Below are 24,997 nucleotides of genomic sequence, written 5' to 3'. Positions count from 1 at the left end.
GAGTCTCCTGAAGTCGCTCTGCCATCGTAGTCGAAAGAAACGAAAGGCAACAGGCGCGCGCGTCGAGCAGGGCAAGCGGATCGTGTCCGTCTGCCCGTACGTCGCGCGCTGAGCCCGCGGCCACGACGACTTCGCGGACTCCGTGGACCGGGTGAAGTCCGTGCACCTCGAGGCCGTGCGCGCCGCGAACGCCGAGGCCGACGGCACGGCATCCTGAGCTGATCAGCCGTCCGCGCCTCTCACCGCCCGAGAAGGCCGCTGTCGTCGGGCCCGCCCAGCATGCGACGTTCGGAGATTATTACGCTGTCGAGGGGGTCGCGACGGCCCCGAACACCGCAGCGTGCTCGGAGCACCAGACGTGAAGGAGCAGCCAGATATGCGCACACCGAGGAACCAGCGATCGGCCGAGGCCGTCGAGGCCTTCACCCGGATCATGGGGCGCAAGCACGTGCTCACCTCGGCGCGTGCCACCGCGCCGTTCACCACGGGTGACCGCTTCGGCGCCGGTGAGGTGCTCGCCGTGCTGCGGCCCGGCTCGCTGGTGGACATGTGGCGGGCACTGCAGGTATGCGTGGACCACGATCTGATCGTCATCACGCAGGCCGCGAACACGGGGCTCACCGGCGGCTCCGGCCCCGGCGACCAGGACTACGACCGCGACATCGTCATCCTCTCCACGCTGCGGATCGACGGGATCCACCTCATCAACGATGCCCGCGAGGCGATCAGCCTGGCCGGCGCCACCCTGTTCTCGCTCGAGGAGAAGCTCGCCGCGCACGGCCGCGAGCCTCACTCGGTGATCGGCTCGAGCTCCATCGGCGCGACCGTCGTCGGCGGCATCGCGAACAACTCCGGCGGCTCCCAGATGCGCAAGGGCCCCGCCTACACGGAGCAGGCGATCTTCGCCCGCGTCGATGAGGACGGCCGGATCCACCTGGTGAACCACCTCGGGATCGATCTCGGCACCGATCCCACGCACATCCTCGACCGGCTCGAGCGCGGGGACTGGGACGCCGCCGACGTCACCCCGCCGCCGCCCGACTCCACCGGCACCGACTACGCGGACCACGTGCGACAGCTGGCCGACACCCCGGCCCGCTTCAACGCCGACCCGACCTTCCTCCACGAGGCCTCCGGCAGCGCCGGCAAGATCATGGTGTTCGCCGTGCGCACCCGCACCTTCCCGCTCGAGAAGGACAAGGCCACCTTCTACATCGGCACCGACCGCCCCTCCGATCTCGAGGCGCTGCGCCGTGAGTTCCTCGCCGCCGACGGCCCGCTGCCGATCTCGGGCGAGTACATGAGCGCGCATGCCTTCGACCTCGCGACCGAGTACGGCAAGGACACCTACGTCTCGCTCAAGCACGCCGGCTCCCGCACCCTGGTGCGCATGTTCGCGCTGAAGGGCTGGGCCAACGGCGTGTTCGCGAAGCTGCCCGGCTTCGGGCCCTCCACCGCCGATGCGATCTCCCAGAAGCTCTTCTCCCTGGTGCCGGAGAAGATCCCGTCCCGGCTCACCGACTACCGCGACCGCTTCGACCATCACCTGCTGCTGGTGGTCAGCGGCAGCGAGCGCGCGGCGACCGCCCAGCTGCTCCGCGAGTTCTTCGCCGGCCCCGAGCACGAGGGCGACTTCTTCGAGTGCGACGCCGACGAGGCCCAGAGCGCGACCCTGATCCGCTTCGGCGTCGCCAGCGCCGCGAGCCGCTACTACGTCATGCACCGCGCCGAGGCCTCGGCGATGGTCACCTTCGATGTGGCCCTGCGCCGGGACGAGGAGGACTGGCTGGAGCGCCTGCCCGAGGAGATCGCGGACCAGCTGCTCGAGAGCGCCTACTTCGGCCATTTCTTCTGCCACGTCCTGCACCAGGATCATGTGGCGAAGAAGGGCGTGGACCCGGTCGCGTTGAAGAAGCGGATGACGCAGCTGCTGGTGGACCGCGGCGCGGCGGTCCCCGCCGAGCACAACTTCGGCCGGATCTACCCGGCCCCCGAGCAGTTGGTCGCCCACTACCGTGAGCTCGACCCGCTGAACATGTTCAACGCCGGGGTGGGGGAGACGTCGGCGAAGAAGGGGTGGGACTGAGGCCCCGTCGGCCCTGGGCGCCTCATCCCGCGGCGATGCCCGCGGGCCGCTCCCTCGGGGCGTCCTGCCTGATCCGCGCGCGAATGGCCTCCTCCGTCGCCTCCTGGGCATCGACGGCTTCGAGGACCGTGTCCAGGGACCTCGCGGGCAGCACGATCACCCCGTCCGTGTCGCCGACGACGATGTCGCCGGGGTTGCAGACGACATTGCCGCATGCGACCGGGTATCCGACCGCGCCAGGTCCGTGCTTCGCGGGGCCGGCGGGGCTGATGCCCCGGGCGAAGACCGGGAGCCCGAGCTGGTCGATGGTGTCGACGTCCCTCACCGCGCCGTCGATGACGACGCCGGTCACCCCCTTGTGGAGGCAGATCTCGGCGAGGATGTCCCCGAAGACGGACCGGTTGATCTCCGCATTGGCGTTGATCACCAGCACGTCTCCCGGCCGGGCCGCATCCAGGGCGGCATGGATCGCCAGATTGTCGCCTTCCCAGGTGAGGACCGGGAGGACCGATCCGACGATCCGTCGCTGGCGGGTCACCGGGCGCAGCGCCGCCGCCATCATGCCGAGGCGCCTGCGGGTGTCGCCGATGAGCGCGACCGGGATGTCCGCCAGGCGCTGCACCTGCTCGTCGGGCAGGCGCTCCCAGGGCGCGGACATATCGATGGTGCTCGCATCTGCAGCGATGAACATTTCAGGCCTCCGGGGTCGTGGGCTCGTTGACGGGGTGGGCAGGAGTGCGCCCGGCGAGGACCGCCTCGATGTCGCTGAGCGCCGTCGCTCCGACGGCGGCGAGCGACTGCGCGGTCTGACCGGCGATGTGCGGGGTCACGAGGAGATGGGGGACCTCCGCAGGAGGGCGCCCCCCGACTTCGACCGGACCGGATGCTGATTCCGCGGCGAGGACGTCCAGAGCAGCTCCGGCGATCGTCCCGGCGTCGAGAGCCTCCACGAGGGCGCGCTCGTCCACGAGCCCGGCGCGCGAGGTGTTCACCAGGACCGCATCGGTGCGCATGCGCTCCAGCTCCTCCGCGCCGATCAGGTTCCTCGTGGAATCGGTGAGGGGCACGTGCATGCTGATGAGCTGGGACTCGAGGAGGAGCGTGTCCAGCCCGACCGTGCGCGCGTCGCCCTCCGCGCCCTCCGCGGGCAGATAGGGGTCGCTTACCAGCACGCGCATCCCGAAGGCGCTCGCGATGGCCGCGACCCTCCGGCCGATGTTCCCGTAGCCGATGATCCCCAGGGTCGCTCCGCTCAGCTCCTCGCCGACGAGATGCGACTTCTCCCGCGGCCATCCGGTGTCGGAGACCTCCCGGTGCGCCGTGGCGATGTGGCGCCTCAGCGCGAGACCCAGCGCGAAGACGTGCTCGGCGACGGCGTTCGTGTTCCCGGCGGGCACGTAGGTGACCTGGACGCCGGCGGCGGTGGCCGCGTCGACGTCGACGGTGTCGACGCCGACCCCGTGACGGGCGATCACGCGGAGCACCGGCGAGGCCGCGATCCGGTCGGCGCGGAAGGGTTCGCTCCGCGGCATCACCGCCTCGATCCGCTCGGCGACGCTCTCGTAGGGCACGGCCTGCGGACCGAATCCTCGGTGCACCACGTGCCGTCGCTCCATGTCCTCCAGCACGGAGGGGTGGATGGGTTCGGGAACGTAGATCTCGGCCACGGTGTCCCTTATCGGTAGAGGTGCGAGCCGTCGGGATTCTTGCGGACGAACACCCCCACGGTCACGAGGCCGACGAGGCCTGCCAGGATGAGGAGGAAGGCGGGCATATAGGTGTTGCCCGTCGCGCCGATGAGGTAGGTCGACAGGTACGGCATGAGTCCTCCGCCGATCACGGAACCGGTACTGTGCCCGAACGAGATGCCGGTGTGGCGCACGTCCGTGGGATACAGCTCGGGCATGGTGGAGTAGGTGCCCACCTGGCAGAGCGCGTAGGGGAGGATCCCGATCATCAGCCCGAGCAGCGCGAGGCCGAAGCTGTGCTGCTGCATCAGGAAGAACTCGGGCAGCGTGACGAGCACGTAGGCGGCGTAGCAGATCAGAAGGATCCTGCGGCCGCCGAGACGATTCCCCAGCAGGCCGGCGACGGGGATGAGCAGCGCCGCGAAGAGCACCGCCAGGAGCACGATCGTGGAGGCCTGCCCCGAGGTGAACCCGAGGAACTCGGAGAAGTAGGTGGCGACGAAGACGGTGCCGACGTAGGTCCCCGTGGTCTGGACCGTGGCGATCAGGGTCACCTTGAGGAGCGCGGCGGGGTGCTTGCGGAAGATCGTCCGCAGCGGGGTCTTCCGCACCGGGGCCGTCTCGCTCGAGCGCTGCAGCTCGCGGAACTCCGGGCTGTCCTCGATGTGCAGGCGCATCCAGATCACGGCGAAGGCCAAGGGGATGGCCAGCAGGAACGGCACCCGCCATCCCCAGGAGACCATCTGGTCCGCCGAGAGCGAGGTCGCCATGATGGCGGCCACGCCGGCCGCCAGCCCCTTGCCCAGATTCGCGAAGCTCGGGATGAACGAGATGTAGAAGGCGCGTCGGCCGGGCGACGCCCACTCGCGGATGTACGCCGCCGCGCCGCCGATCTCCCCGCCAGCCGAGAACCCCTGGAGGAATCGCATCATGACCAGGAGCGCCGGTGCGGCGAGCCCGATCTGCGCGTAGACGGGGAGCAGGCCGGTTATGCCCGAGGCGATGCCCATCAGCGTGATCGTCGCGATCAGCGCGGTGCGACGGCCCCGGGTGTCCCCGAGATGCCCGAAGACCCACGCGCCGACGGGTCGTGCGACGAAGGCCAGGCCGAAGATGGCGAAGGAGTTCAGCAGGGCCGCCGCCGTGTTCCCCGCGGGGAAGAAGGCCATGGCGATGGTCGCGGCGACGTAGCCGTAGACGCTGAAGTCGTAGTACTCGACGAAGGTGCCGAAGACGGCGACCCAGGTCGCCTTCTTGGCCTCCTTCTTGCGGGCGGCGCCCGGGGGCTCGGTGGTCGCGCGCGGAGCAGCGTGCTGGTTCACGATCTCTCCTTTGAGTCGATAGGTAGGACGGTGTCCCACTTTTAGAAGGGTAGAGGCACTCGCGCCCCTCGGCAAGGGGCCTGCGATACTCGGGTCCATGGACCAACGCGCCACCGGGACCGCTGCTGTGCTTCGCCTCCTGGACGCACTGGTCGCACGGGCAGACAGCTCCTGGGGGGTGCGCGAGCTCTCCGAGTCCACGGGCCTGAGCAGGTCGACCGCGAACAGGACGCTGCAGGCGCTCGCCTCCTTCGACCTGGCGCAGCAGTGGGACGACGAGCGGTACGCGCTGGGGCCTCGGATGGAGGTCCTCGGGCACGAGCTCTGGAGGTCCCACCCCGCGCTCGCCGCTGCGGACGGGGCCCTGGACAGGGCGCGCCGGCAGATCGGCGGCACGGTCTTCCTCTCCGTGGAGGATCGCGGAGGACGCACGTGCACGGTGCTCAGCAGCCGGGAGGCGACGAGCCCTCTGAGGTACGTGATCCGCCCGGGGACCACCCTCCCCACGCATGCGGGCGCGGCGGGGCTGGCCATCCTCTCGCAGCTCCCCGAGGAGCAGTGGTCCTTCGACGCGGAGCGCCCGACCGAGCGGACCCTGGAGGTCCCCGCCCGCGCAGCGCTGCTCGGCGAAGCGCGCCGACAGGGGTATGGGGTCAGCGTCGGGCAGAACTTCCCCGATGCCGCGGGGGTCGCGGTGGCCCTCGAGCTCGCGCCGGGCGTCACTGCCTCGGTCTCGCGCTCGCGTCCCTCATGGGACTTCGAGGACGCCGACGTCCCCGAGATCGTGGCGAGCCTGCGGAAGGCCGCCGAGGCGATCGCCCGCGCCGGGGGCGGCCCGCATCCCGACGCCTCAGCGTCCGCCCCCCGCGCAGCGCGGACCCACATCGACAAGGTGGTCGCGCTGCTCGAGATGCTGGTGCGCCCCCCCCCCGTCCCGGTGACCCCCGCCCGCCTCAAGGAGCAGGGAGTGGGGCGGGTCGCCTGCGCCTCGCTGCTCTCCGCGGCGCAGGAGAGCGGGCTGGTGATCGAGGGTGGCGGCGGGTGGCTGCCCGGACCGACGCTGTTCCGATGGGTGGCCAGGGCCGGTCGATCGCTCGTGCCCGAGGTGCTCAGCCGGCCCGTGCTCAGAGCGCTCGAGTCCGAGACGCATGAGACCGCCGGGCTGTCCCTGATCGGAGACGACGGGGTCCTCACCACCAGGGCGGGCATCACCAGCCGGCGCACGGTCCAGTACGTGCTGCCGCTCGGGGAGCCGGTGCCGCTCGAGGTGGGGGCGATCGGGAAGGCGGTCCTCGCCTTCCGTCCCGAGCTGCTCTCCTCTCCGCGTCCGGGAGGCGCCGGGGAGGAGAGGCGTGCGGTGCCGGGCCCCCTCGAGCAGGAGCTCGCCGAGATCAGGGAGCGCGGCTATGCCGTCGCGGAGGGCGAACGGATCCCCCAGGCGTACGGGGTCGCGGCCCCGGTGCGGATCAACGGGATCGTCCAGGGATCCGTGGGCCTGACCATCCCCCGCAGCCGCGTGGACAGGTCGAGGTCGACGGACTACGGCGACCTGGTGAGGGCCGCTGCAGCCCGCCTCTCAGCGCTGCTCACCGTCTGACGACGTCACCTCACCCGTCCGACCGCGAGAACCGGTTGGTCATGCGGTCGCTCGCCGTGAACAGCACCTGGCCGAGCAGCGCCTCGGTCTCCGTGCGGATCCGCTCGGCGATCCGGGTGTTCGCTGCGGCGAGCAGGGCCGGCACCTCGCCCGCCGTACCGGCTGCGGCGGCCTCCTCGTCGGCCGTGTGGACGGCGCTGCGGCCGAGCGCGAGGGTGCGCTGCTGGTAGCGCTCGATGAGCGGGATCACCTGGTGGAAGTGCGCATCGGCCAGCGCCGCGATCATGCGCGAGGTCCAGTAGAAGCTGTCGGTGGAGACCGTCTCGCCGGTGGTCGAAAGATAGGCCGGGGCCTCCTCGACGTTCGTGAACATCGGGATCAGCGTCGTGAACGGCAGCGAGGCGTAGGCGATCCACTGCACCGAGCGATGCGAGGCGGGCAGGTCGCCGCGGATCTGCAGGATCGCCAGCGCGTTGTGGCGGTTGATGCCGATGGGGCGGAAGGTGCGGCGCTCCGCGTCGGTGCCGCGCGCGGAGTAGGGGTCGAAGACGGTGCCCTGGTAGTGAGAGGAGAGCACATCCTTGACGTCCTCGATCGTCAGCAGGCGCTCGGGCCGGCGGCTCCAGGCGAGGTCGTCGGCGTCGGGGCTCGCGCCGGGGCGCCCTGCGTCCCAGTCCTCGGCGTGCGGGCTGAGGGTGCGCTGCATGTACCAGGCGCGGGGCGTGTTGTAGAGGTGGTCGTGCTCGGTGTGGGAGCCGAACGCCTCGCGGGGGTTGAACACGTCCTCGCGCTGCCCGTCCTCGCGCAGGGTGAGGTCGAGGTGGTGCTCGCGCAGGAAGGCTCGCAGGTCGGGGCTGGCGAGGTGGTCGCGACCGGGCCCCTCGGCGTCCTCGAGATCGAAGGAGTCGATGCCCAGCTGGTTCGGCATCGTCACGTAGTGGTCCTCCGGCACGCGCCGCGCGATCCAGTGGTGCCCGCCCACGGTCTCCAGCCACCAGATGTCCTCGGCGTCGCTGAACGCGATCCCGTTCATCTCGTAGGTGCCGTGCTCGGCCAGCAGCGCCCCGAGCCGCTCAACGCCCTCGCGGGCCGAGCGGATGTAGGGCAGCACGAGGGTCACGAAGTCCTCCTCGCCGAAGCCACCCGGGGTCTCCCCGTCGCGCTCGACCAGCGGATCCGCGGCGAGCACGCGAGGGTTGGAGGTGATCGTCTCGGTCGCGCTCATCGCGACGTTCGCCGCGTTGATCCCGGCGCAGCCCCAGATCCCCTCTTCCGGCAGGGCGTTCGGGATCGCGGTGTAGCGCAGCGGGTTCTCGGGCAGCTCGATCGCGCGCCCGCCGAGCACGGAGGTGTAACTGCGCGGCTGGTCCTCGGGACGCACCACCACGGCCCGCTTCGGATCGAAGCTGCCGGCCGAGGAGTCCTCGGTGCGGGCGACGAGCGGGGAGCCGTCGGCGCTCGCACGGCGGCCGACGAGGAGGGTGGTGCAGGGCATGAGCGGGTGACTCCTGGGGCGCGGGGACGGTGTGCGTTCCCCACCGTAGACCTGTTCCCGGCACAAGGTGGCCCGTACCATGGTGCTGCGTCCGGCGGCACCGATCCGTCGGGGGAGAAGAGCAGCGATCGAGGCAGAGCACACGACAGGTTCGCCGCTCAGGCGCTGCCCTCCATGAGGCTCGCCGTCGGCAGTCAGTCCGCGCCGAGCAGCTGCGCCACGTCCGTCAGCCCCTCGGTGTCGCCGCCGACGGTGTCGGAGGCGGCGGCGATCCGCTCCACCATCACCTTGGACACCTGTTCCTCGACCGTGTCCTCGGCGTAGGCGATGTGCCAGGGGGAGACCTGGTGGTCGCGGTGGGTGCGGCCGGTGACCTGTCGGCCGGCGATCCCGGAGAAGCGGGCCTGATGGAAGATTCCGACCCGCGGCTCCGTGCTCGCCTGCTTCCCGCCGGGGAGGGTCTCGCCGGCGTGGAGGCTGATCGAGGCGAAGGTGGTGAACACGCAGACCTTCGCCTGCCCGGTCTGGAAGCGCAGCCGCTGCTCCTCGACGTCGAAGCGGTCCCGGCCGAAGATCGTCGCGACCTCGAGACCCGCGTCCCGCAGGCGCTCCGTGATCGGGTCCGCGGCGGTGGTCACAAACTCGACCGAGCAGGCCACCTGCCGCTCCGCCTCGACCTGCTGCGCGATCCACTGCACCGTCGAGTCCACGCGGAGCAGCCCGGCCTTCTGCCGGAAGCGCAGCAGCGCAGCCCGCCCTTTCGCGGTGTAGCGTCCGCGGCGCGCGAGGTCCATCTCCCGGCAGAACTCGCCCCACTCCGCCTCGTACGCCTCCCGTTCGGCCGGGGTGAGCGCGACCGGCATCCCGGAGATCGGCACCGGCCCCCACGGCGCGGCACGGTGCAGCATCGCCGCCGGCTCCCTCAAGCCGTCTCGACCGGACTCCACGGAGGAGGGGGAGGAGCCTGCCTCGAGCGGCGCCACGGGCATCGTGATGGGGGCCGGATCCGCCGTGAAGGGCGCCGCTGCGGCGACGGCGGGCCGAATGGGCTCGCTATTCTCGCGGCGCTCTGCAGGCAAAACCTCGGACGAGCCCGACGCGTCGTAGCCGGACACGACCTCCGCCGGAGATCAGGCGTCTGCGCTGCTCCGCGCCGACGAGCGCTTCTCATCGAGCAGCCGACGGTACGGCTCCTTCAGCGCGTTGAGCCGGCGCCCGTCCGGGAGGATCCAGAAGTTCCACCCGTTGGTCGTACCTCCACGGACAGCTTTGCCGGCACCTGACGGGCTGTCGTAGGCGGTTCCGCGGACCTCGATGCGGCCGTCGGCGAGGACGGAGGCGGTTGCTTCATGGGGGTTCCGGGCCCGGAGTGTGGTTCCCGGTTCGATGAGTCCGACACCGACGACGTGGCGGAAGTCGATCCATGAGGTGTCGGCTTCTCCCTTGTGGCTCTCGGGGACCACGGTGTGGTCCGTCGGGACCGGCCAGGTGCGGATAACGGCGTCGATGGCGTCCGCGGTACGCCGGGAGATGCTCGCTTCGTCCCAGTCCACGGCGTCGCGCAGGCCTCGGTTCATCAGCAGGACGTCGTGGCGAGTCAGCGCCTCCTGCTTCCCGGCCCATGCGCGGTTCGAGACCGAGGAATTCAGCGAGGTGGTGAGTAGAGTGAGGTTGCCGAGGCGGTGCACGTGCTCGTCGCGATCGATCTCGTCCTGAGCCGTGGCGACGGGCCAGTTCTGACGCCACTGTCGCGGGAGGATGTGCTCGATGTTCATGGTGTCGCGCGGCACCCGACTTCCGCTCCATGCCCGTCTGCCCGAGCTGTAGCCGCGAGCATCGTCCTCGATCGCCTCGAGCACCATCCGCAGTCGGGAACGGGAGAGAGTGCGGTAGACGGGTGCGATGTGCAGGCTGCGCTCGACCTCGGCATCCGTGGGCCAGTAGGTGGTGGGCGTGGTCCAGGTCGTGAGCGAGTCGCGCAGCCTGGAAGCGACCTCCGTGGGATCGATCTCGCGCAGCTCGCTGATGAGCTGGGCGACCGAGCGGGACATGTCGCCCGTGGAGAGGCCGAGGATCGCGCGGCGGACGACCCAGCTCTCGAACCACCTCAATGCCTCCTCCGCGATGTCGCGGGGAACCCGATTGGCGTTGTCGAAGAGCCAGAGGACCAGGGGGGTGGTGGCACGAGTGCCGGCGGCGAGGGAGCGGTAGAAGAACAGCTCCACCGCATCGACGGCGCCCTCGCGTGACGTCGCCGCGGTGATCCACGCCTGGTACTGGACGGCCTGGGCATGGAGGTCGCTGACCACCTCACGCACCGAGCGGGTGCTCTCGTACTCGAGCCAATGCTTGAAGCGGGCGAAGGTGGCTGGGGTACGCACTTCCTCGCCGGTCTCGGCGACCAGCCAGTGGTTCAGGAACAAGGAGACCTGCGGGAGCGTGAATCGGCCGAGGCGCACCTCGTTCGTCCAGAACGGCTCGTCGAACAGGCGCCAGTTCTGCTCGTACGCCTGCTGGATATCCGCGCCCTCGGCGTCGAGCTTCTGGAACACGAGGTTCTTGACGAGGTCCGCCTGCGTGAGCGGCGTGCCGCGCGCGTTCAGCGTCTCGAAGATGGACTGGGAGTCCTCCTCGGTGTTGAGGCTGATCACGACGATCTCGAAGCCGCGGCTGAGCGCCATCGCGAGCGCGGTCGCGCGACGGGGCAGTTCGTCGCCGTCCCCGTCGGCGAGCCACTCGCGGACCCGGTCGTAGAAGAACCGGTGCGCGAGCAGGATGGGATGGGCGGCTGATTCCGCCGCGAGGTCCGGAGCGTCCCCAGGAAGCATCGCCTGCAGGAACGGGACACCGTCTCCGTTGGTATGGCGCACCTTCAAACGCTCCGCACCCTCGAATCCGAGCTTCCTCTCGTGAAGGGTGAGCATCTGGAGATGCTCGGCCGACGTGGACTGCCCAGCATCGCGCAGCGCGATGCTCGCCGCGTTGAGCAGAAGCTGGATCGTGGTCAATCGCTGCTGGCCGTCGATCAGCGAGTACTCGTCAGCGAATCCCATCTGACCCCGGCTCTGCTGCATCACCACGGCGCCCAGGAAGTGGGTGGCCGACGGTGCCTGGTCCATCCGGAGTTCGACGAGCCGCACGACGTCCTCCCACAGCGGGATCCACTGCCGTTCCTCGGTCCAGACGTAGGGACGCTGGAACAGGGGGATCACGAGGGTCTGCGGCAGCTGGAAGAGCTGACCGGGGGACTGGACGCGAGTATCCATTCTTCGACCTTATGCGTTGTCACTGTCATGCGGCGCGGGTTCCGTCGCGTTGCGGAGCACCGGAGGTTCCTGCCCCAACGCCTCGAACAGCAGCTCCACCATCTCCCGATGATGCTCCAGGATGTCCGCGTCGTTCCAGCTTCCCGCTGCAGCGCGCCGCGCCATGAGGTCGAGCTTCAGACTCTGCCGACGCGCCGCGAGGTTCTGCGCCTTGTGCCCGGGCTGGTAGTTGCTGAACTTCGAGTTCGTGCTGACGGTGACGAGGGCGAGGTTCCCGAGGTAATCCAGCAACTGCCGGTCCTCGACGTGCTCAGCGGGGGAGGCGTGCTCCACGTCCTCGGTCCCTGGGGAGAAGTGCTCGACAGAGGTGCGGTAGCTGAAGGTGAAGTCCCACGCGTTCTCCCGCTCGATGAGCAGGTAGTCGAGATAGGTGAAGACGATGCGCGGGATCCCGAAGCCCAGCGGGAGACCGTCGGGCCCGACCTCGTTCTTCTCTCCGTCGGGGTGCAGCGCCGCGTCGAGCCGGTCCAGCGCATGGCGCTGCAGCACGCCGTACAGCCCCTCCGCCGTGACCGCCTCACCGCTGTCCGCACGGTCCAGTGCATGGCGCAGCACCTCGGTGACCCAGTGCATGGTCCTCGGCGAGGTGTAGGTGATGCGCAGCGCCGACTGCAGGTGCAGGATCCGGCGCTGCAGCGAGCGCGGTCTGGCGCCGCTCTCGTCGTCGGCGAAGGTCGGCCGGTACCGCGGGGAGTAGCGCACGGTCCCGGTTTTCGAGGATTCGCCGCGTGCCACACGGAAGAGCGACCAGCTGCCCGGCTCCTCATCGCTCGTCGACTCGTGCCCGGAGGTGAGGGTCGCATCGCGCTTGAGGACGTACCGATCGAAGAGCACGCGCAAGCGCAGCAGATCGGTGGTGAAGCGCTGGACCCAGTCCTCGCGCGCGTCGGCGTCGAGCTCCTGGAGCCGACGAGTGAATCGGTCGACCAACTGCTTGTCGTCGAGCTGCCGGTCTAGCGATGTCGTATCGCCGACCATCGGGCGCACGGCCAACGCGTGCAGGAGGAACGTCGGGAAGGTGATCTGCGAGGTGAATCGCTCTCCCTCGCTGACCTCGGCCGCTTCCTTCGTCGTCTCGGTGCGTGCGTAGAGGGAGATCGCCTGGTTCAGATCCATCGCCGCGGCCGGTGCCGCCGTGCTGGGGTCTGATGCAGGCGCGATCGCCGCCGGGTTCTGCGTGATCAGCTGGTCCCGCAGCTCGGTGAAGTCCGCGCTGGGCAGCCCCTCCCAGGAATCGCCGAAGACCATCGCGCGCCAGGCGGTGTCGCCGGCGGTCACGGTCATCGTCACGTAATGCTCCATGTCGGAGCAGGCTGACCAGACATGGTTCAGCAGCGCGCGATCGTCGGGATGCTGCAGGCAGCGCAGTAGGCGGGCCTTGACGATGTCGACCGGGCTGAGCTGGGCGCCGCGGGTGTTCATGATCTCGAAGTACTGGTTCAGGTCCGTGGACCGATCGATGGGCATCCGGATCAGAAGCACCTTCGTCAGCAGGTACTCGACGAAGCGGCTCTCGATCAGCTTCTGCCGCAGCACAGGATCGGCGAGACGTTCGGCGATGATCCCCTCCGCGCGGCGGATCCCGGAGTCCTCACGATCGACCTCCACGTCCTCCGCGGTGACTCCACCGCGCGCGACGGTCCGCAGGGCGGCAGTTGCCTTGTCGCGGGCCTCGTAGGTGAGCGGCTGCAGGTCGCCGGTGATCGCGGGGAAGTCGCGATCCCGTCGCAGCACGGACAGCAGGATGTACAACGTGGTCAGGCGCTGCTGCCCGTCGATCACGTCGAACGGTTCGTCCGGACGTGCCGGTGGCGCGACCACGAGGTTCCCCAAGAAGTACTCCTTGAGTTCGGGCTGCCCGGCCTCGTCGAGTACGTCCTGGAGGAGGCGATGGATCTGCTCCTCGCCCCAGGTGTAGTTCCGCTGGTACAGCGGCACGGAATATCGCTCGTGGGATTCGGTGAAGAGACGGCCGACGGGGATCGCCTGGACATCGTGGGCGGTGTGGGTCTGCGTCATGTCAGCGGATCTCCTCGAGCAGCGCCTGGAGCGTCTTGTCGTCCTCGCTCGTGGAGCGGACGGTCGGCGGAATCGGAAGGTTCTCGAGAGCGAGCTGCGCGGGATCGAGGCTGTCGCGCATGCGGGCGAAGAGATTGAACGCCGCGAGTCCCTCTCGGGCCGTCGCGAGCCCCCGCGCGAAGTTGTCTGTCGACTTCCACCCGAGCCTCTCGTACGCGAGACGCGGCCCGAACGCCCAGCGGAACAGGCGCGGCCTGATCTCGTGCAGATCGTCCTCCGAGTACTTGTTGGTGAAGTAAAGCGCCGCAGCAATGTACAGCTCCCGGTTGAAGCGGAAACGTGCTCCGACGCGGAAGATCTCGAGGTCCGGATCCGGATCCCCCATCTCGGTGTCCCGACGGAAGAGCAGGTTCTCGAAGCGCTCCATCTCCTCGAGCATGAAAGTCGCGAAGTCGAAGAACGAGCGACCGGCGGAGAGCGGCGCGTCCAGCTGATGCCGGGCCCGCCGGAGGTCCCGCGCGGCACGCTCATCGGCGTCCGGATGCGCCCACTGCTGGACCCCGGGAAGAACCGTCTTCGCGGCGCGGTGGTACTCGGTGGCCGGCAGACGGGGCGTGGAACGGCTGACGCCCTTGAAGAGGTCGAGATCCTCGGCGGTGAAGGCATGGGCAGGAAGATTCCGGCTCCACCAGTGGATGCGAGCTAGATAGGTGCCGAAGAGTCGGTCGAGGTCATTCTCCTCGGCCGACTCCCACTGCTCGACCACGGCCCGCTGCTCGGCAGCCGGGGTCGCGACCATCTCCCGCAAATGGGAGGCCTTGAGCAGGTCGTGGGGGCGCAGGGCCTTGCCACGGAAGTTCTGCGAGTCGAAGAACTGGAACGCCTCGTCCTCGTCATCGGTGACGATCCGTAGAACCTGGGCTCGGGAGTCGAGGAAGCGCAGGGAGCCAGCCTTGTCCTGCATCTTCTCGACGAGCCGGGCGAGCCCCTGGTAGACGCGATGGATCGGCGTCGTGCCGGAGGCGAGATCTCGCAGCCTCCCGTCGCGGAGCAAGGTGCGCAGCATGTGCAGGGTGAGAAGGCGCTGCTGCCCGTCGACCACTTCGAAGTGATCCTCGCCCGGCCTCTGCAGCAGGATCATCGTGCCCATCACGTAGGGCTGCTCCGGGCGGCGCTCCCGGGCGGAGGCGATGTCGGTGACCAGCTGCCGGGCGTGCTGCGGGGTCCAGGAGTACGGCCGCTGGAAGTCCGGGATCCGCAGAGGGGTCCGTCCCGGACCGAGCAGGTCCTCGACGGTCTGGAACATCAGGAGGCTGCGATTGATCGCCATGGCGCCACGGTAACGACGAGATCCGACAGCTGGTAGTTTTTCCCGGAGTCCGACGTGGAGCGACGTGTCGAGCCGTTACGGTGTGCCCACCTGATCAGCGAGGAAAAGAGCATCCATGCGTGAAGACCTGCCCGGCATCTTCTGCCTCGAAGGCGAGTGGGACAGCGACCTAACCCGCCGTCTGAGTGTGCGCCCCGTCCTCGAGCTGCTCGAACAACTCGAGGTCGCTCAGTGGATACACCGCGACGTGGTGACGCGTCCTGAATTCGAGTACTACCTCGAGAAATGGACCTCGGACGAGTACGCGGACTTCCCCGTTCTCTGGCTCGCCATGCACGGGAAGAAAGCGGAAATCTCTTTGAGCGGTGACGAGAACGGCGGGCTCACCCTGGACGAGCTCGAAGACGTCCTCGCCGGTGCTTGCTCAGGCAAAGTCATCTACTTCGCGTCCTGCTCCACGCTCAAGGCGGACGAGAAGCGTCTGCAGAAGTTCGCGAACCGTACCCGCGCCCGTGCCGTCATCGGCTACCGGAAGGATGTCCGGTGGTCGGACGCTGCGGCATTCGAGGTGATCCTCCTGCAGGAGCTGATCACGAAGGTGAAGTCGAGCGGGATCTTCAGGCGGCTGGAGGTTGACCATCCGGTGCTCGCGAAGCGGCTCGGACTCGTGGTCGCGACGAAGACCAAGGTGCACCAAACAGCGCTGCGTACGTCGAAGGCCTCGTCATGAGGGAGAAGCCTCCGCGGCACGCTCAGGGGACGGACGACCCACCGAGCGGAGGTCGTGCTGCGGCGGGGGCTGCACGCACTCTCGCTGTCCGGGAGCCTGCGCGGCTTCTCGCCGCCGCGGGCGCGGCATTCGCTCTGCTACCAGTGCCCGACCTGACCGGGAGCACAGAGCTCGTCGTGGACATTGAGCTCCTATCCCCAGATCGTCTCGTCCGGTACCTGGCGAGGCCGCTCGAGGCGAGGACCACCACCGCCCTCGCTGAGGCACTCATACAGATGGCCACCGAGCCGTACCCCGAGCAGACTGTGCCCACGGTGCAGGACGACACGGCGGGACTCGCGGTCCTCGTGAAGGGATCGACCAAAGCGGATGTGCACCTCGAGTTCCTGGTGCTGCATGATCTCGAGGCCGATCTGCCCGACCATGACGGCATCTCCTTCGAAACACCCAGGCAGAGTCTCGTGGACATGGCTCACCAGCTCGAGGAGTGGCAGCGATGAGCCGGCTCGGAATGGTGCTCGACCTCGAGGATGGATCGCGCCTGACCGACGTGGTGCTGTATCCCGAGGATCAAGCCTTGCCCACAGCACCGGGCGAGGAATCGCTCCAGGTGGGTGCCATTTACTTCCACGTCCTCACACCGCAGTCGACGACCGATCCGCACTCCCTCGCCGGGGCGATCTCGTCATTCCTGCCCACTCGGCTCGCTTCTATCGCCGGGTACCGCCCTGACGGAGCTACCTGGCTTGCCACGGCGCAACGCGCCCGCCACGACATCACTCAGGTGAACTCCGGCCCAGCGGCTGATGCCTTGCTCCGTCGAGCTCTTGACCTGACCGGAACGCGCGCCGGACGTTTCAGGGGCATCGCCTTTCCCCCGAACCTCCTTGCCGAGGCCTACGCAGGGTCTGGCGATGTTGCGGAGTGGACCCTCGAAGAGCTGTTTCTCGGACTCGTCGTGGAACTTGCGACCGACGATCTCCCGGAGGTGGTGACGACAGGGAACTTCGCAACGCGACGGGAAACGTCTCGGCGTGAAGTGTTCGACGAACTACTAGGGGACTGGTCCGCAGGCATCGTGCGAGGTCCCTGAACGGCTAGAGCTGTCACCCAAAGCCCCACTGCTCCGTCGTGCGCTGGGAGCGGGACCCACCCAGTTGCGCAACCGGGTCAACGAAGGGGACAGCCCTCTCGACTGTCGGCCACGTCGATAGGATCGGCCCACGAGCAAACGCCATTCCAGACCAGGAGTTCTAGCGACCGTGTCACGCCTTTCCGCTTTCGTCTGGAGCGTCGCTGATACGCTCCGCGGCCCCTACAGCGAGGCCGAGTACGGCTCCGTGATCCTGCCGTTCACCGTGCTGAGGCGACTCGAGTGCGTGATGAAGCCGCACCGCGAGGTGATGGCCGACATCGTCTCGAGCTACCCAGGTGAGCAGCAGCGGCGCACGCACCTGAAGCTCAAGACCCGCACCGAGGACAGTTCTGGGCTGTCGTTCTGGACGACGAGCGACTACTCGCTGAAGAAGGCTCTGCAGGACCCCGACAACCTCGCCGAGAATCTCATCGACTACGTCGGCGGATTCTCCGCGAACCTCGACGTGTTCAAGTCCTTCGACTTCGAGAACGTCCTGCGCACGCTCGATGCGCGGAACCGGCTCGCCCAGGTGGTCCGGCACTTCGAGGGCATCGATCTGTCGCCGGATGCCGTGTCGAACGCGGACATGGGCGACCTGTTCGAGAACCTCATCTACCGCTTCGCGGAGTCCGCGAACGAGGGCGCGGGCCAGTTCTACACGCCGCGCGATGTCGTGCGGCTGCTGGTTGACCTGGTCTACGCCGAGGACACTGAGGCGCTGCGCGATCGCGGCACCGTGCGCTCGATCTACGACCCGACCGTCGGCACCGGCGGCATGCTCACCGTCGCCGATGAGCATCTCCACGAGCTGAACCCCGACGCCTCGACGGCGCTGTTCGGCCAGGAGATCAACCCGCGCACCTACGCGATCTGCAAGGCCGATCTGCTCATCAAAGGTCAGGACCCGTCCAATGTGCGCCAGGGCGACACCCTCGTCGTCGATCGCTTCGAGGACCGCCGCTTCGACTACGTGCTCTCGAACCCGCCCTTCGGCACAGACTGGAAGGCCGTCGAGCAGGAGGTGAAGGGCGAGCACGCCCGCGGCGGTCAGGGACGCTTCGCACCGGGCCTGCCGGCCGTCGGCGACGCGGCGATGCTGTTCCTGCTGCACGCGGCCTCGAAGATGCGCGACGTGGACGACACCGGCCGCGGCGGCAAGGTCGGCATCGTCCTCAACGGCTCTCCGCTGTTCAACGGCGGCGCCGGTTCCGGACCCTCGGAGATCCGCGGCCACCTGCTCGAGCGCGACCTCGTCGAGGCGATCGTGGCGCTGCCGAACGACATGTTCTACAACACCGGCATCGCGACCTACCTGTGGATTCTCTCGAACGCCAAGGTCGCCGAGCACAAGGGCACGGTGCGGCTGATCGACGCCTCGAAGTTCGGCACGAAGCTGCGCAAGTCCATCGGCTCGAAGCGCCTCGAGATCACCGAGCAGGACCGCGAGCGGGTCATCCGCGCGTTCGCCGGAACCCAGGACGAGCAGAGCGAGCAACAGGTGCCCGTGAAGACGTTCTCGAACCGCGACTTCGCCTACTGGACGGTGACCGTCGAGCGGCCGCTGCAGCTGCGCTTCGAATGCATCCCCGAGACGATCAGCGCTGTCACTGAGCACAAGACCCTCGGGAAGATCACCGGGCTCACTGAGGCGCTCGAGTCGTTCGGCGAGGAGCGGTACCTGAACCGCGAGAAGTTCAACCGCGCGCTCGGTGCACATCTCGGCGACCTGGGCGTGAAGCTCACGCCGGCTCAGCGCAAGACACTCTGGCAAGTGATCGGCGTCCACGATGGGAAAGCCGACTACTGCCGCGTGCAGACCGGCAAGCAGAAGGGCGAACTCGAACCGGACGCCGCGCTGCGTGACACCGAGAACGTGCCGTTCGGCTGGGGTGGGCACCCGAAGACCCACGGGGCGTTCCAAGAGACCGTGCAGGACTACTTCGACGCCGAGGTGAAGCCGCACGTCGACGACGCCTGGATCGACTGGACCAAGCAGAAGACGGGCTACGAGATCCCATTCACGCGGCACTTCTACGAATACGTACCACCCCGGCCGCTCGAGGAGATCGACGCCGACCTCGAGCGCGTCGTTGGCGAGATTATGGAGCTGCTGCGGGAGGTTGAGGCGTGAAAAGCACTTGCAATCCGTGCCCGGGATGGCTGGATGCGATTCCGTCAAATTGGGAAATTATTCCAGCAAAGGCCGCTTTCCTTGAGCGGCGTCAAAGGTCCAGGACTACAGATGTCCATTTAACGCCTTCGCAGAAGTTCGGAATCCTTCCTCAAGAAGAATATATGCGGATCACTGGGACTCGTGTCGTACTAAATCTTGAAGGCCAGGACAATATGAAGCACGTCGAAGCCAATGATTTTGTCATCCATCTTCGAAGCTTTCAGGGCGGGATCGAATGGTCGAGCCTCCCCGGGAAGGTTAGTATGGCATACACCGTATTGTCGCCCCGAGGGCGTAACGTGCTGCCTGCATACTACCGCTGGACGCTAAAGTCTTTGGCGTACATTCGGGAACTTAGCTCAACTACGGATCAACTGAGGGATGGGCAGTCGATTAAGTACTCGACCTTTGCCAAAGTGCCACTCCCCTTGCCACCTCTCGACGAGCAGCGCGCCATCGCCGACTACCTCGACCACGAGACGGTCCAGATCGATGCGCTCGTAGAAAAGCAGGAGGAGCTGGCGGCAACTCTTCGTGAGCGACGCAGATCTGTTGTTGATCGCGAGCTGGATTCCGGCAGTCTTGGCCATACTCGCCTGAAGAACTTACTGGACAGGAATGATGGTGGCGTATGGGGTGAGGATGCGGCTCGCAGTGAAGGGACGGTAGTGCTTCGATCGACTGAGCAAACAGTTGATGGAAGGTGGCGCATCGAAGACCCCGCGCGTCGATCGCTTACTGCGAAGGAGTTCAAGGCTGCGCTCCTTGAAGTTGGTGATCTCCTGGTCACTAAGACAAGTGGAAGTTCGAAGCATATCGGCAAAACGACACTTGTCGACGAACATGTGTCGTCCATGTCTGCGTGCTTCGGCAATTTCATGCAGCGACTTCGTGCTCGTTCTGGAACATCGCCGAAGTTTCTTTGGTATTGCTTGAATTCACGGGCGGTCCGGGAGCAGTTCGATCTGCTGTCGACGACTTCAACGGGACTCTCTAACCTGAATGGTTCGACTATTGGATCCGTTTTGGTTCCCTTGCATCCGGAATCTAAGCAGTACGAGATCGTAGATCACCTAGACGAGCAGACTTCTCGTATCGACACACTCATCGCGAAAGCCGAGGAGCACATCGCGCTGGCGAATGAACGTCGCTCGGCGCTGATCACGGCTGCGGTGACCGGGCAGATCGACGTGCGCACGGCCGCACAGAAGGCGAGCTGAACGAGATGGCAGTGGACGGCACGCGCGAGGAAGCGTTTGAGACGGAGATCGCGGAGTACCTCTCAGCCCACGGCTGGGAGTACAGCCCGAACGACGCCGGCTACGACGCTTCGCGCGCGATCTGGCCCAAGGACATCCACTGGTGGTTGCAGGAGACTCAGCCGGACGAGTACGCGAAAGTCGTGCGCGTCGGTACTGGTGCGGAGCAGGCCGACCGTGCGGCGCTGGAATCCGCGCTCGTGGCGCGGTTGGACACGCCTATGTCCTCGGGTGGCGGGACGTTGAACGTGCTGCGGCGGAAGTTCTCGCACACTCGCGGCGCGACCGCGCACCTGCGGATGTGCCAGTTCAAGCCCGCGACGACGCTGAACCGTGAGGTCACCGAGCACTATCGCAAGGTGCGGCTCCGGGTTGCGCGCCAGGTGCATTTCTCGCCGAAGCGCGGGGACAACCGCTCGATCGACCTGGTGTTCTTCGTCAACGGTCTGCCGGTGGCGACGCTCGAGCTGAAGTCGTTCTTCAAGCAGCAGTGGCGCAGCGCTGTGACCCAGTACCGCAAGGACCGGGACCCGGCCGGGCAGCCGCTGTTCGGCTTCGGCACCCGCGCGCTCGTGCACTTCGCGGTCGATGACGACCAGGTGCACATGACCACGAAGCTCGCCGGCGAGAAGACCTACTTCCTGCCCTTCAACCGCGGGCACGACGACACCGGCGCGTCGGGGAACCCCGCAAACCCCGAGGGCGCCGCGACCTCGTACCTCTGGGAGCGGGTGCTGCAGCGCGACGCCTGGCTCCAGATCCTCGGCTCGCAGATGTTCCTCAAGACCGAGACCGACGAGGACCCGACCACCGGCAAGCTCAAGCGCTCGACCGCGCTGATGTTCCCCCGCTACCACCAGTGGCGCGCGGTGACGAAGCTCGTCGACGAGATCACCGAGGAGGGCCCCGGGCGACGCTACCTCATCGAGCACTCCGCCGGCTCTGGGAAGACGAACACCATCGCCTGGACGGCGCACCGACTTGCGCGACTGCACGACCGCTCGAACGAGAAGGTCTTCGACAAGATCCTCATCGTCTCGGACCGTCGGGTGCTCGATGCGCAGCTGCAGCAGGCCGTCGAGCAGGTCGATGACACCGTCGGCACCGTCGCGGTCATCGACTCGGTGGCTGTGCGCCGCTCGGGCGGCTCGAAGTCCCGCGCGCTGCTGGATGCGCTCACGGGCTCAGCGCTCATCGTCGTCGTCACGATCCAGACCTTCCCCTACGTGAAGGGGCTGCTCGAGACGACGCTCGGCGACAAGAACTTCGCCGTGATCATCGACGAGGCGCACACCTCGCAGTCCGGCAAGACCGCGGCCGACCTGAAGAAGGTGCTCACCGAGGGAGGCCAGGTCACCGACGAGAACGAGCTCGACAGCCAGGACGTCGTGAACCAGGTCGTCGAGGAGGACGTCGCCCGGGAGCGGCAGATCGCCGAGGAGACCGCGGCCCGGGCCGGAGCGCGGAACGTCTCCCTGCTCGCGTTCACCGCGACCCCGAAGCACAAGACCAAGACCCTCTTCGGGCGGCCCGGTGAGGACGGACTGCCCGTCTCGTTCGACGTCTACCCGATGCGGCAGGCGATCGAGGAGGGCTTCATCCTCGACGTGCTGCGCGGCTACCAGACCTACAAGACTGCCTTCGAGATCGAGCAGCGCGACGACAAGGGCCTGGTCACGCAAATCAGCGCCGGCCGTCCCGTCGGGGATGCGGATCGGTATGTGGACCCGAAGGTTGCGACGCGGAAGATCATGCGGTTCGCGAACCTCCACCCCACCAACGTCGGGCAGAAGGTCGAGATCATCGTCGAGCACTTCCGGGCGAACGTCGCGCACCTGCTCGACGGGCATGCGAAGGCCATGGTGGTCACCGACTCCCGCCAGGCCGCGGTCCGCTACAAGATCGAGACCGACAAGTACCTCGCGAAAAAGGGGTACGGCTACCAGTCGATCGTGGCGTTCAGCGACAAGATCAGCGACGAGGAGTACGGCATCGTTGATGCCACCGAGGCGTCGATGAACCCGGGACTCGGCTCCGACCTCGCCAAGGAGTTCCGCCGGCCGGAGTACCGGTTCATGCTGGTCGCGGACAAGTTCCAGACCGGCTTCGACCAGCCGCTGCTGTGCGCGATGTACGTCGACAAGAAGCTCCCAGACGTGCACGCCGTGCAGACCCTCTCGCGGCTGAACCGCACCTACCGCGCGCCCTCCGGTGAGGTGAAGGACCGCACCTTCGTACTCGACTTCGCCAACGACCCTCACGAGATCCGCGAAGCGTTCCTGACCTACTACCTCGAGGCCCACGTCGAGACCGAGACGGACCCGAACCTCGTCCACCGGCTCGCGACGAAGCTTCTTGAGGCGCGCATCTTCACCCCTGCGGACATCGAGCGCTACGCCGAGGCCTGGTGGACGCCGAAGCAGTCGCACGAGGCGCTGGGGGCTGCGGTGGCCCCGGCACGTGACGAGTATGTGGCCAGGTGGGAAGAAGCTCGTTCGGATTCCGATGATCAGGCCCTCGACGTGCTGCGCACGTTCAAGAAGGACTGTGGCTCATATGTGCGGCTTTACGACTTCATGTCGCAGGTCGTCGACTACGCCACCAGCGACCTCGAGAAGCTCGCCGAGTTCCTGCGCCAGCTCGTGCGGATCCTCCCTTCAGAGGACATGCCTGTCGATGCGGACGTCTCCGGGCTCGAGCTGCGCCGCGTCCGCCAGATCGATCAGGGTACTGCCAAGATCGGAAGCAGCGGGAATCAAGACACTCCAGGGCTCGAAGGAGGTTTCACAGGCGTCGGTACCGGAGCCTCGCGCCAGGACCCGCAGCTTGAACTGTTGTCCGAGGTCGTCTCCAAGATCAACGCGCTGTTCGGCTCTGAGTTCGCTGATCCGCAGATCGAAGGATTCGTTGTCGCTGCAGCAGGAATGGCCGAGGAAGATCCACGCATCGTCGAGCAGATCGACTTCAACGCCCAGGACCAGTTCCTCAGCTCGCCCGACCTCCGAGAGACGCTTACAGATGCAGCCGTGCTCAACGAGGGCGCGTTCGGCAAGCTCACGGGTGCGTTGACGGGGGAGAGCGATCGCGCGGACGAGTTCATTCGCCTCATCGGTGAGTACCTCTACCAGTCGCGCCGGCTGCGCACCGTCTGAGAACTGGAGGGTGAGGTCGAGAATCTGAACTCTGTCGGCCGCAGGTAGCGTCGGACACGACGCTGAACAATCCATGAGTTCCCAAGGCCGAGTCCGCAGAGTGGAGACTGGAGTGAGCAAGCCCCGGAGCGGAGGAGAAGATCCCTCCGGGTTTCGTGTTCACGCCGTTCGCGGCGTTTACCGGACTAGTTGTTCCCCCTCGCGGCCCACCCCGGCGACCCAATCTGCCAGCTGGGCGAGGAGCTCCGGCCCTCGGGTAGATCCGCTTCGCTCGGACAGCTCGGCAATGTCTCCCTGTAGGACGTCGAGCAGCTGATCCACAGTGCTGTCCTCGATGGCAGCGACCTCAGTACCGGGTACCCAGGACCACGCATCTCCGCGAGCGCTAGCGAAGATGAGCAGCTCGACCGTGTCGCGTGCCAGCGCATCTCCGTCAGCCTCCTCGGCCAGCGCAGCTCCCCAATCATCGAGCGCCTCGAGAAAGGTTGCGTAGCTCGTGCTGTCCCACCAGCTCGTCGTAAGCGCGACACCTGCCTCGATCGAGAACCAGCGCCGCACGACCGCGTCCATGACCGGGGTCGACCTCACCCCATCGGCGGCAGAGGTGAGGAAGTAGAGGAACTTGGTGCCGAACGCGGGACCGAGGTACTTCAGTTCGCCGTGACGCTTCTTGTCGGCGACCGCGGAGAACGCATCAAGCTGTTCGCGACTGGGATCTTGCGCGATCCGCGCGATCTCGCACAGGTGACGGACCGCTTCGGGATCCGCAGTGAGCACTCGCTCGGTGCGATACGGCCCATAACCCGTAGCGCCGTAGCCCCAGATCATCGCTGCGATGAACGCCGTGACCACGGCCCGGGTGTCGTCAGAGCCTCCGGGGCGCAGCAGATCTGGAGCATGGAGCGACCTGACCAGGTCACGGTCGATCAGCTCGTCGTTGCCGTTGAATCGCGTCTTCGCGGCAATTGAGATGGTCCGGACGGCTTCGGCCGCGTCGACACCCGAGATGATGAGCCCGCCGCGACGGGAGAAGCGTCGTTCCCATGCCTCAGGACGCCACCGGAACGCGCCCTGCGGGCGCTTACCTGCGTTGACCCACTGCTTGTGTGCATCGATCAGGGCCTGCGGGATCGTCGTCATAGGTGCATCCTAAGAAGCCGCTCTGACGATGGGAGTCAGACGCTGAAAGTAGATAATGGCGGCGGCGCTGGCGGTACTGGGTCCTGGTGTCCGACGTGAACTGTTTGCACGCGCAAGATCTGATGGGTTGGCCGGGAGCCGTCCCCGCATCACCCGTCACCCATGCCCATGCCCCTCCATCCCCGCGACCCCCACCATCCCTTCCTGCCCCTGCTCGATGACCACGAACTGGCCCATCATCCCCTCGTCCTCGTGCAGCAGCATGTGGCAGTGGTACATGTACGGCACGTGCGGGTCGGCGTAGTCCGCGAAGCGCACCAGCAGCCGGTAGCGGACGTTCGGCAGCAGGTAGATCGTGTCCTTCGGCCCGGCGAGCTCAGGGGGAGGGGCGTCTCCGTCGATCGTGAGGATCCGGAACTGGACGTCGTGGATGGGGACGCTGTGGGGATGCGCTGGCTGCTGTGCACCTACCAGATCTCGGCGTCGCCCTCGTGGACAACCTCGTCGACGCCGGTCAGGTCCATCCGCTGCCCGTTGATCTC

General features: G+C 67.2%; 18 protein-coding genes. 8 read left to right on the top strand and 10 right to left on the bottom strand.

The window, feature by feature from the left end:
* Positions 1–376: 376 nt before the first annotated feature.
* Positions 377–2,086: a D-lactate dehydrogenase gene (dld, locus tag IOE58_RS08835; protein ID WP_193866030.1), complete on the top strand. Its 1,710-nt coding sequence runs from the start codon at positions 377–379 to the stop codon at positions 2,084–2,086.
* A gap of 22 nt (positions 2,087–2,108) precedes the next feature.
* On the opposite strand, the gene IOE58_RS08830 is transcribed toward dld, so the two are convergent.
* From IOE58_RS08830 to IOE58_RS08820, 3 genes are read right to left on the bottom strand one after another with little or no spacing between them, the layout of a single operon-like run.
* Positions 2,109–2,777, bottom strand: coding sequence for an RraA family protein (locus IOE58_RS08830; protein ID WP_193866029.1), 669 nt, complete (start codon positions 2,775–2,777; stop codon positions 2,109–2,111).
* Between the two features lies 1 nt (position 2,778).
* Positions 2,779–3,753: a hydroxyacid dehydrogenase gene (locus IOE58_RS08825; RefSeq protein ID WP_193866028.1), complete on the bottom strand. Its 975-nt coding sequence runs from the start codon at positions 3,751–3,753 to the stop codon at positions 2,779–2,781.
* A gap of 8 nt (positions 3,754–3,761) precedes the next feature.
* Positions 3,762–5,096 (bottom strand): MFS transporter, encoded by a 1,335-nt coding sequence (locus IOE58_RS08820; RefSeq protein ID WP_348981930.1) that lies wholly within the window; start codon positions 5,094–5,096, stop codon positions 3,762–3,764.
* 97 nt (positions 5,097–5,193) lie between these two features.
* On the opposite strand from IOE58_RS08820, the gene IOE58_RS08815 reads away from it, so the two are divergent.
* The gene (locus tag IOE58_RS08815; RefSeq protein WP_193866026.1) at positions 5,194–6,693 is read left to right on the top strand and encodes an IclR family transcriptional regulator; all 1,500 of its coding nucleotides are present in this window, start codon (positions 5,194–5,196) and stop codon (positions 6,691–6,693) included.
* A 10-nt stretch (positions 6,694–6,703) separates the two neighbouring features.
* Here IOE58_RS08815 and IOE58_RS08810 read toward each other — a convergent pair whose 3' ends face one another.
* From IOE58_RS08810 to IOE58_RS08790, 5 genes are all read right to left on the bottom strand, one after another.
* A complete protein-coding gene (locus tag IOE58_RS08810; RefSeq protein WP_193866025.1) occupies positions 6,704–8,188 on the bottom strand; it encodes a C69 family dipeptidase in 1,485 nt (494 codons plus the stop codon).
* A gap of 194 nt (positions 8,189–8,382) precedes the next feature.
* Positions 8,383–9,096: a DEAD/DEAH box helicase gene (locus IOE58_RS08805; RefSeq protein WP_228019428.1), complete on the bottom strand. Its 714-nt coding sequence runs from the start codon at positions 9,094–9,096 to the stop codon at positions 8,383–8,385.
* Positions 9,097–9,318: 222 nt separating this feature from the next.
* On the bottom strand, positions 9,319–11,454 hold the full coding sequence (locus tag IOE58_RS08800; RefSeq protein WP_193866024.1) for a GmrSD restriction endonuclease domain-containing protein: 2,136 nt from the start codon (positions 11,452–11,454) through the stop codon (positions 9,319–9,321).
* 9 nt (positions 11,455–11,463) lie between these two features.
* Positions 11,464–13,533: a GmrSD restriction endonuclease domain-containing protein gene (locus IOE58_RS08795; protein WP_193866023.1), complete on the bottom strand. Its 2,070-nt coding sequence runs from the start codon at positions 13,531–13,533 to the stop codon at positions 11,464–11,466.
* A 1-nt stretch (position 13,534) separates the two neighbouring features.
* Positions 13,535–14,863 carry a DUF262 domain-containing protein gene (locus IOE58_RS08790; protein WP_193866022.1) on the bottom strand — a complete coding sequence of 443 codons (1,329 nt, stop codon included), beginning with the start codon at positions 14,861–14,863 and terminating at the stop codon, positions 13,535–13,537.
* Positions 14,864–14,978: 115 nt separating this feature from the next.
* Here IOE58_RS08790 and IOE58_RS08785 point away from each other — a divergent pair, with 115 nt between their 5' ends.
* From IOE58_RS08785 to IOE58_RS08760, 6 genes are all read left to right on the top strand, one after another.
* Positions 14,979–15,593, top strand: a complete 615-nt coding sequence (locus IOE58_RS08785) for a DUF6642 family protein (protein WP_193866021.1) — start codon at positions 14,979–14,981, stop codon at positions 15,591–15,593.
* A 275-nt stretch (positions 15,594–15,868) separates the two neighbouring features.
* Complete coding sequence (locus tag IOE58_RS08780; RefSeq protein ID WP_193866020.1) at positions 15,869–16,093, top strand: hypothetical protein; 225 nt, start codon at positions 15,869–15,871, stop codon at positions 16,091–16,093.
* Positions 16,090–16,686, top strand: coding sequence for a hypothetical protein (locus IOE58_RS08775; RefSeq protein ID WP_193866019.1), 597 nt, complete (start codon positions 16,090–16,092; stop codon positions 16,684–16,686). The genes IOE58_RS08780 and IOE58_RS08775 overlap by 4 nt, the downstream gene beginning before the upstream one ends.
* 169 nt (positions 16,687–16,855) lie before the next feature.
* Positions 16,856–18,862: an N-6 DNA methylase gene (locus IOE58_RS08770; protein ID WP_193866018.1), complete on the top strand. Its 2,007-nt coding sequence runs from the start codon at positions 16,856–16,858 to the stop codon at positions 18,860–18,862.
* Positions 18,863–19,026: 164 nt separating this feature from the next.
* The gene (locus IOE58_RS08765) at positions 19,027–20,124 is read left to right on the top strand and encodes a restriction endonuclease subunit S (protein WP_228019468.1); all 1,098 of its coding nucleotides are present in this window, start codon (positions 19,027–19,029) and stop codon (positions 20,122–20,124) included.
* Between the two features lie 5 nt (positions 20,125–20,129).
* Positions 20,130–23,315 (top strand): type I restriction endonuclease subunit R, encoded by a 3,186-nt coding sequence (locus tag IOE58_RS08760; RefSeq protein WP_193866016.1) that lies wholly within the window; start codon positions 20,130–20,132, stop codon positions 23,313–23,315.
* Positions 23,316–23,492: 177 nt separating this feature from the next.
* Here the strand turns inward: IOE58_RS08760 and IOE58_RS08755 are convergent, their stop codons facing one another.
* Both IOE58_RS08755 and IOE58_RS08750 read right to left on the bottom strand, forming a co-directional pair.
* On the bottom strand, positions 23,493–24,455 hold the full coding sequence (locus tag IOE58_RS08755; RefSeq protein ID WP_193866015.1) for an 8-oxoguanine DNA glycosylase OGG fold protein: 963 nt from the start codon (positions 24,453–24,455) through the stop codon (positions 23,493–23,495).
* 156 nt (positions 24,456–24,611) lie between these two features.
* The gene (locus IOE58_RS08750; protein WP_348981932.1) at positions 24,612–24,857 is read right to left on the bottom strand and encodes a multicopper oxidase domain-containing protein; all 246 of its coding nucleotides are present in this window, start codon (positions 24,855–24,857) and stop codon (positions 24,612–24,614) included.
* Between the last annotated feature and the right edge of the window lie 140 nt (positions 24,858–24,997).

Source organism: Brachybacterium epidermidis, from assembly GCF_015209585.1.
Classification (GTDB): Bacteria; Actinomycetota; Actinomycetes; order Actinomycetales; family Dermabacteraceae; genus Brachybacterium; species Brachybacterium epidermidis.
Note: the sequence above shows the minus strand (reverse complement) of the source record. Positions and strands in the feature narration are given on the sequence as shown.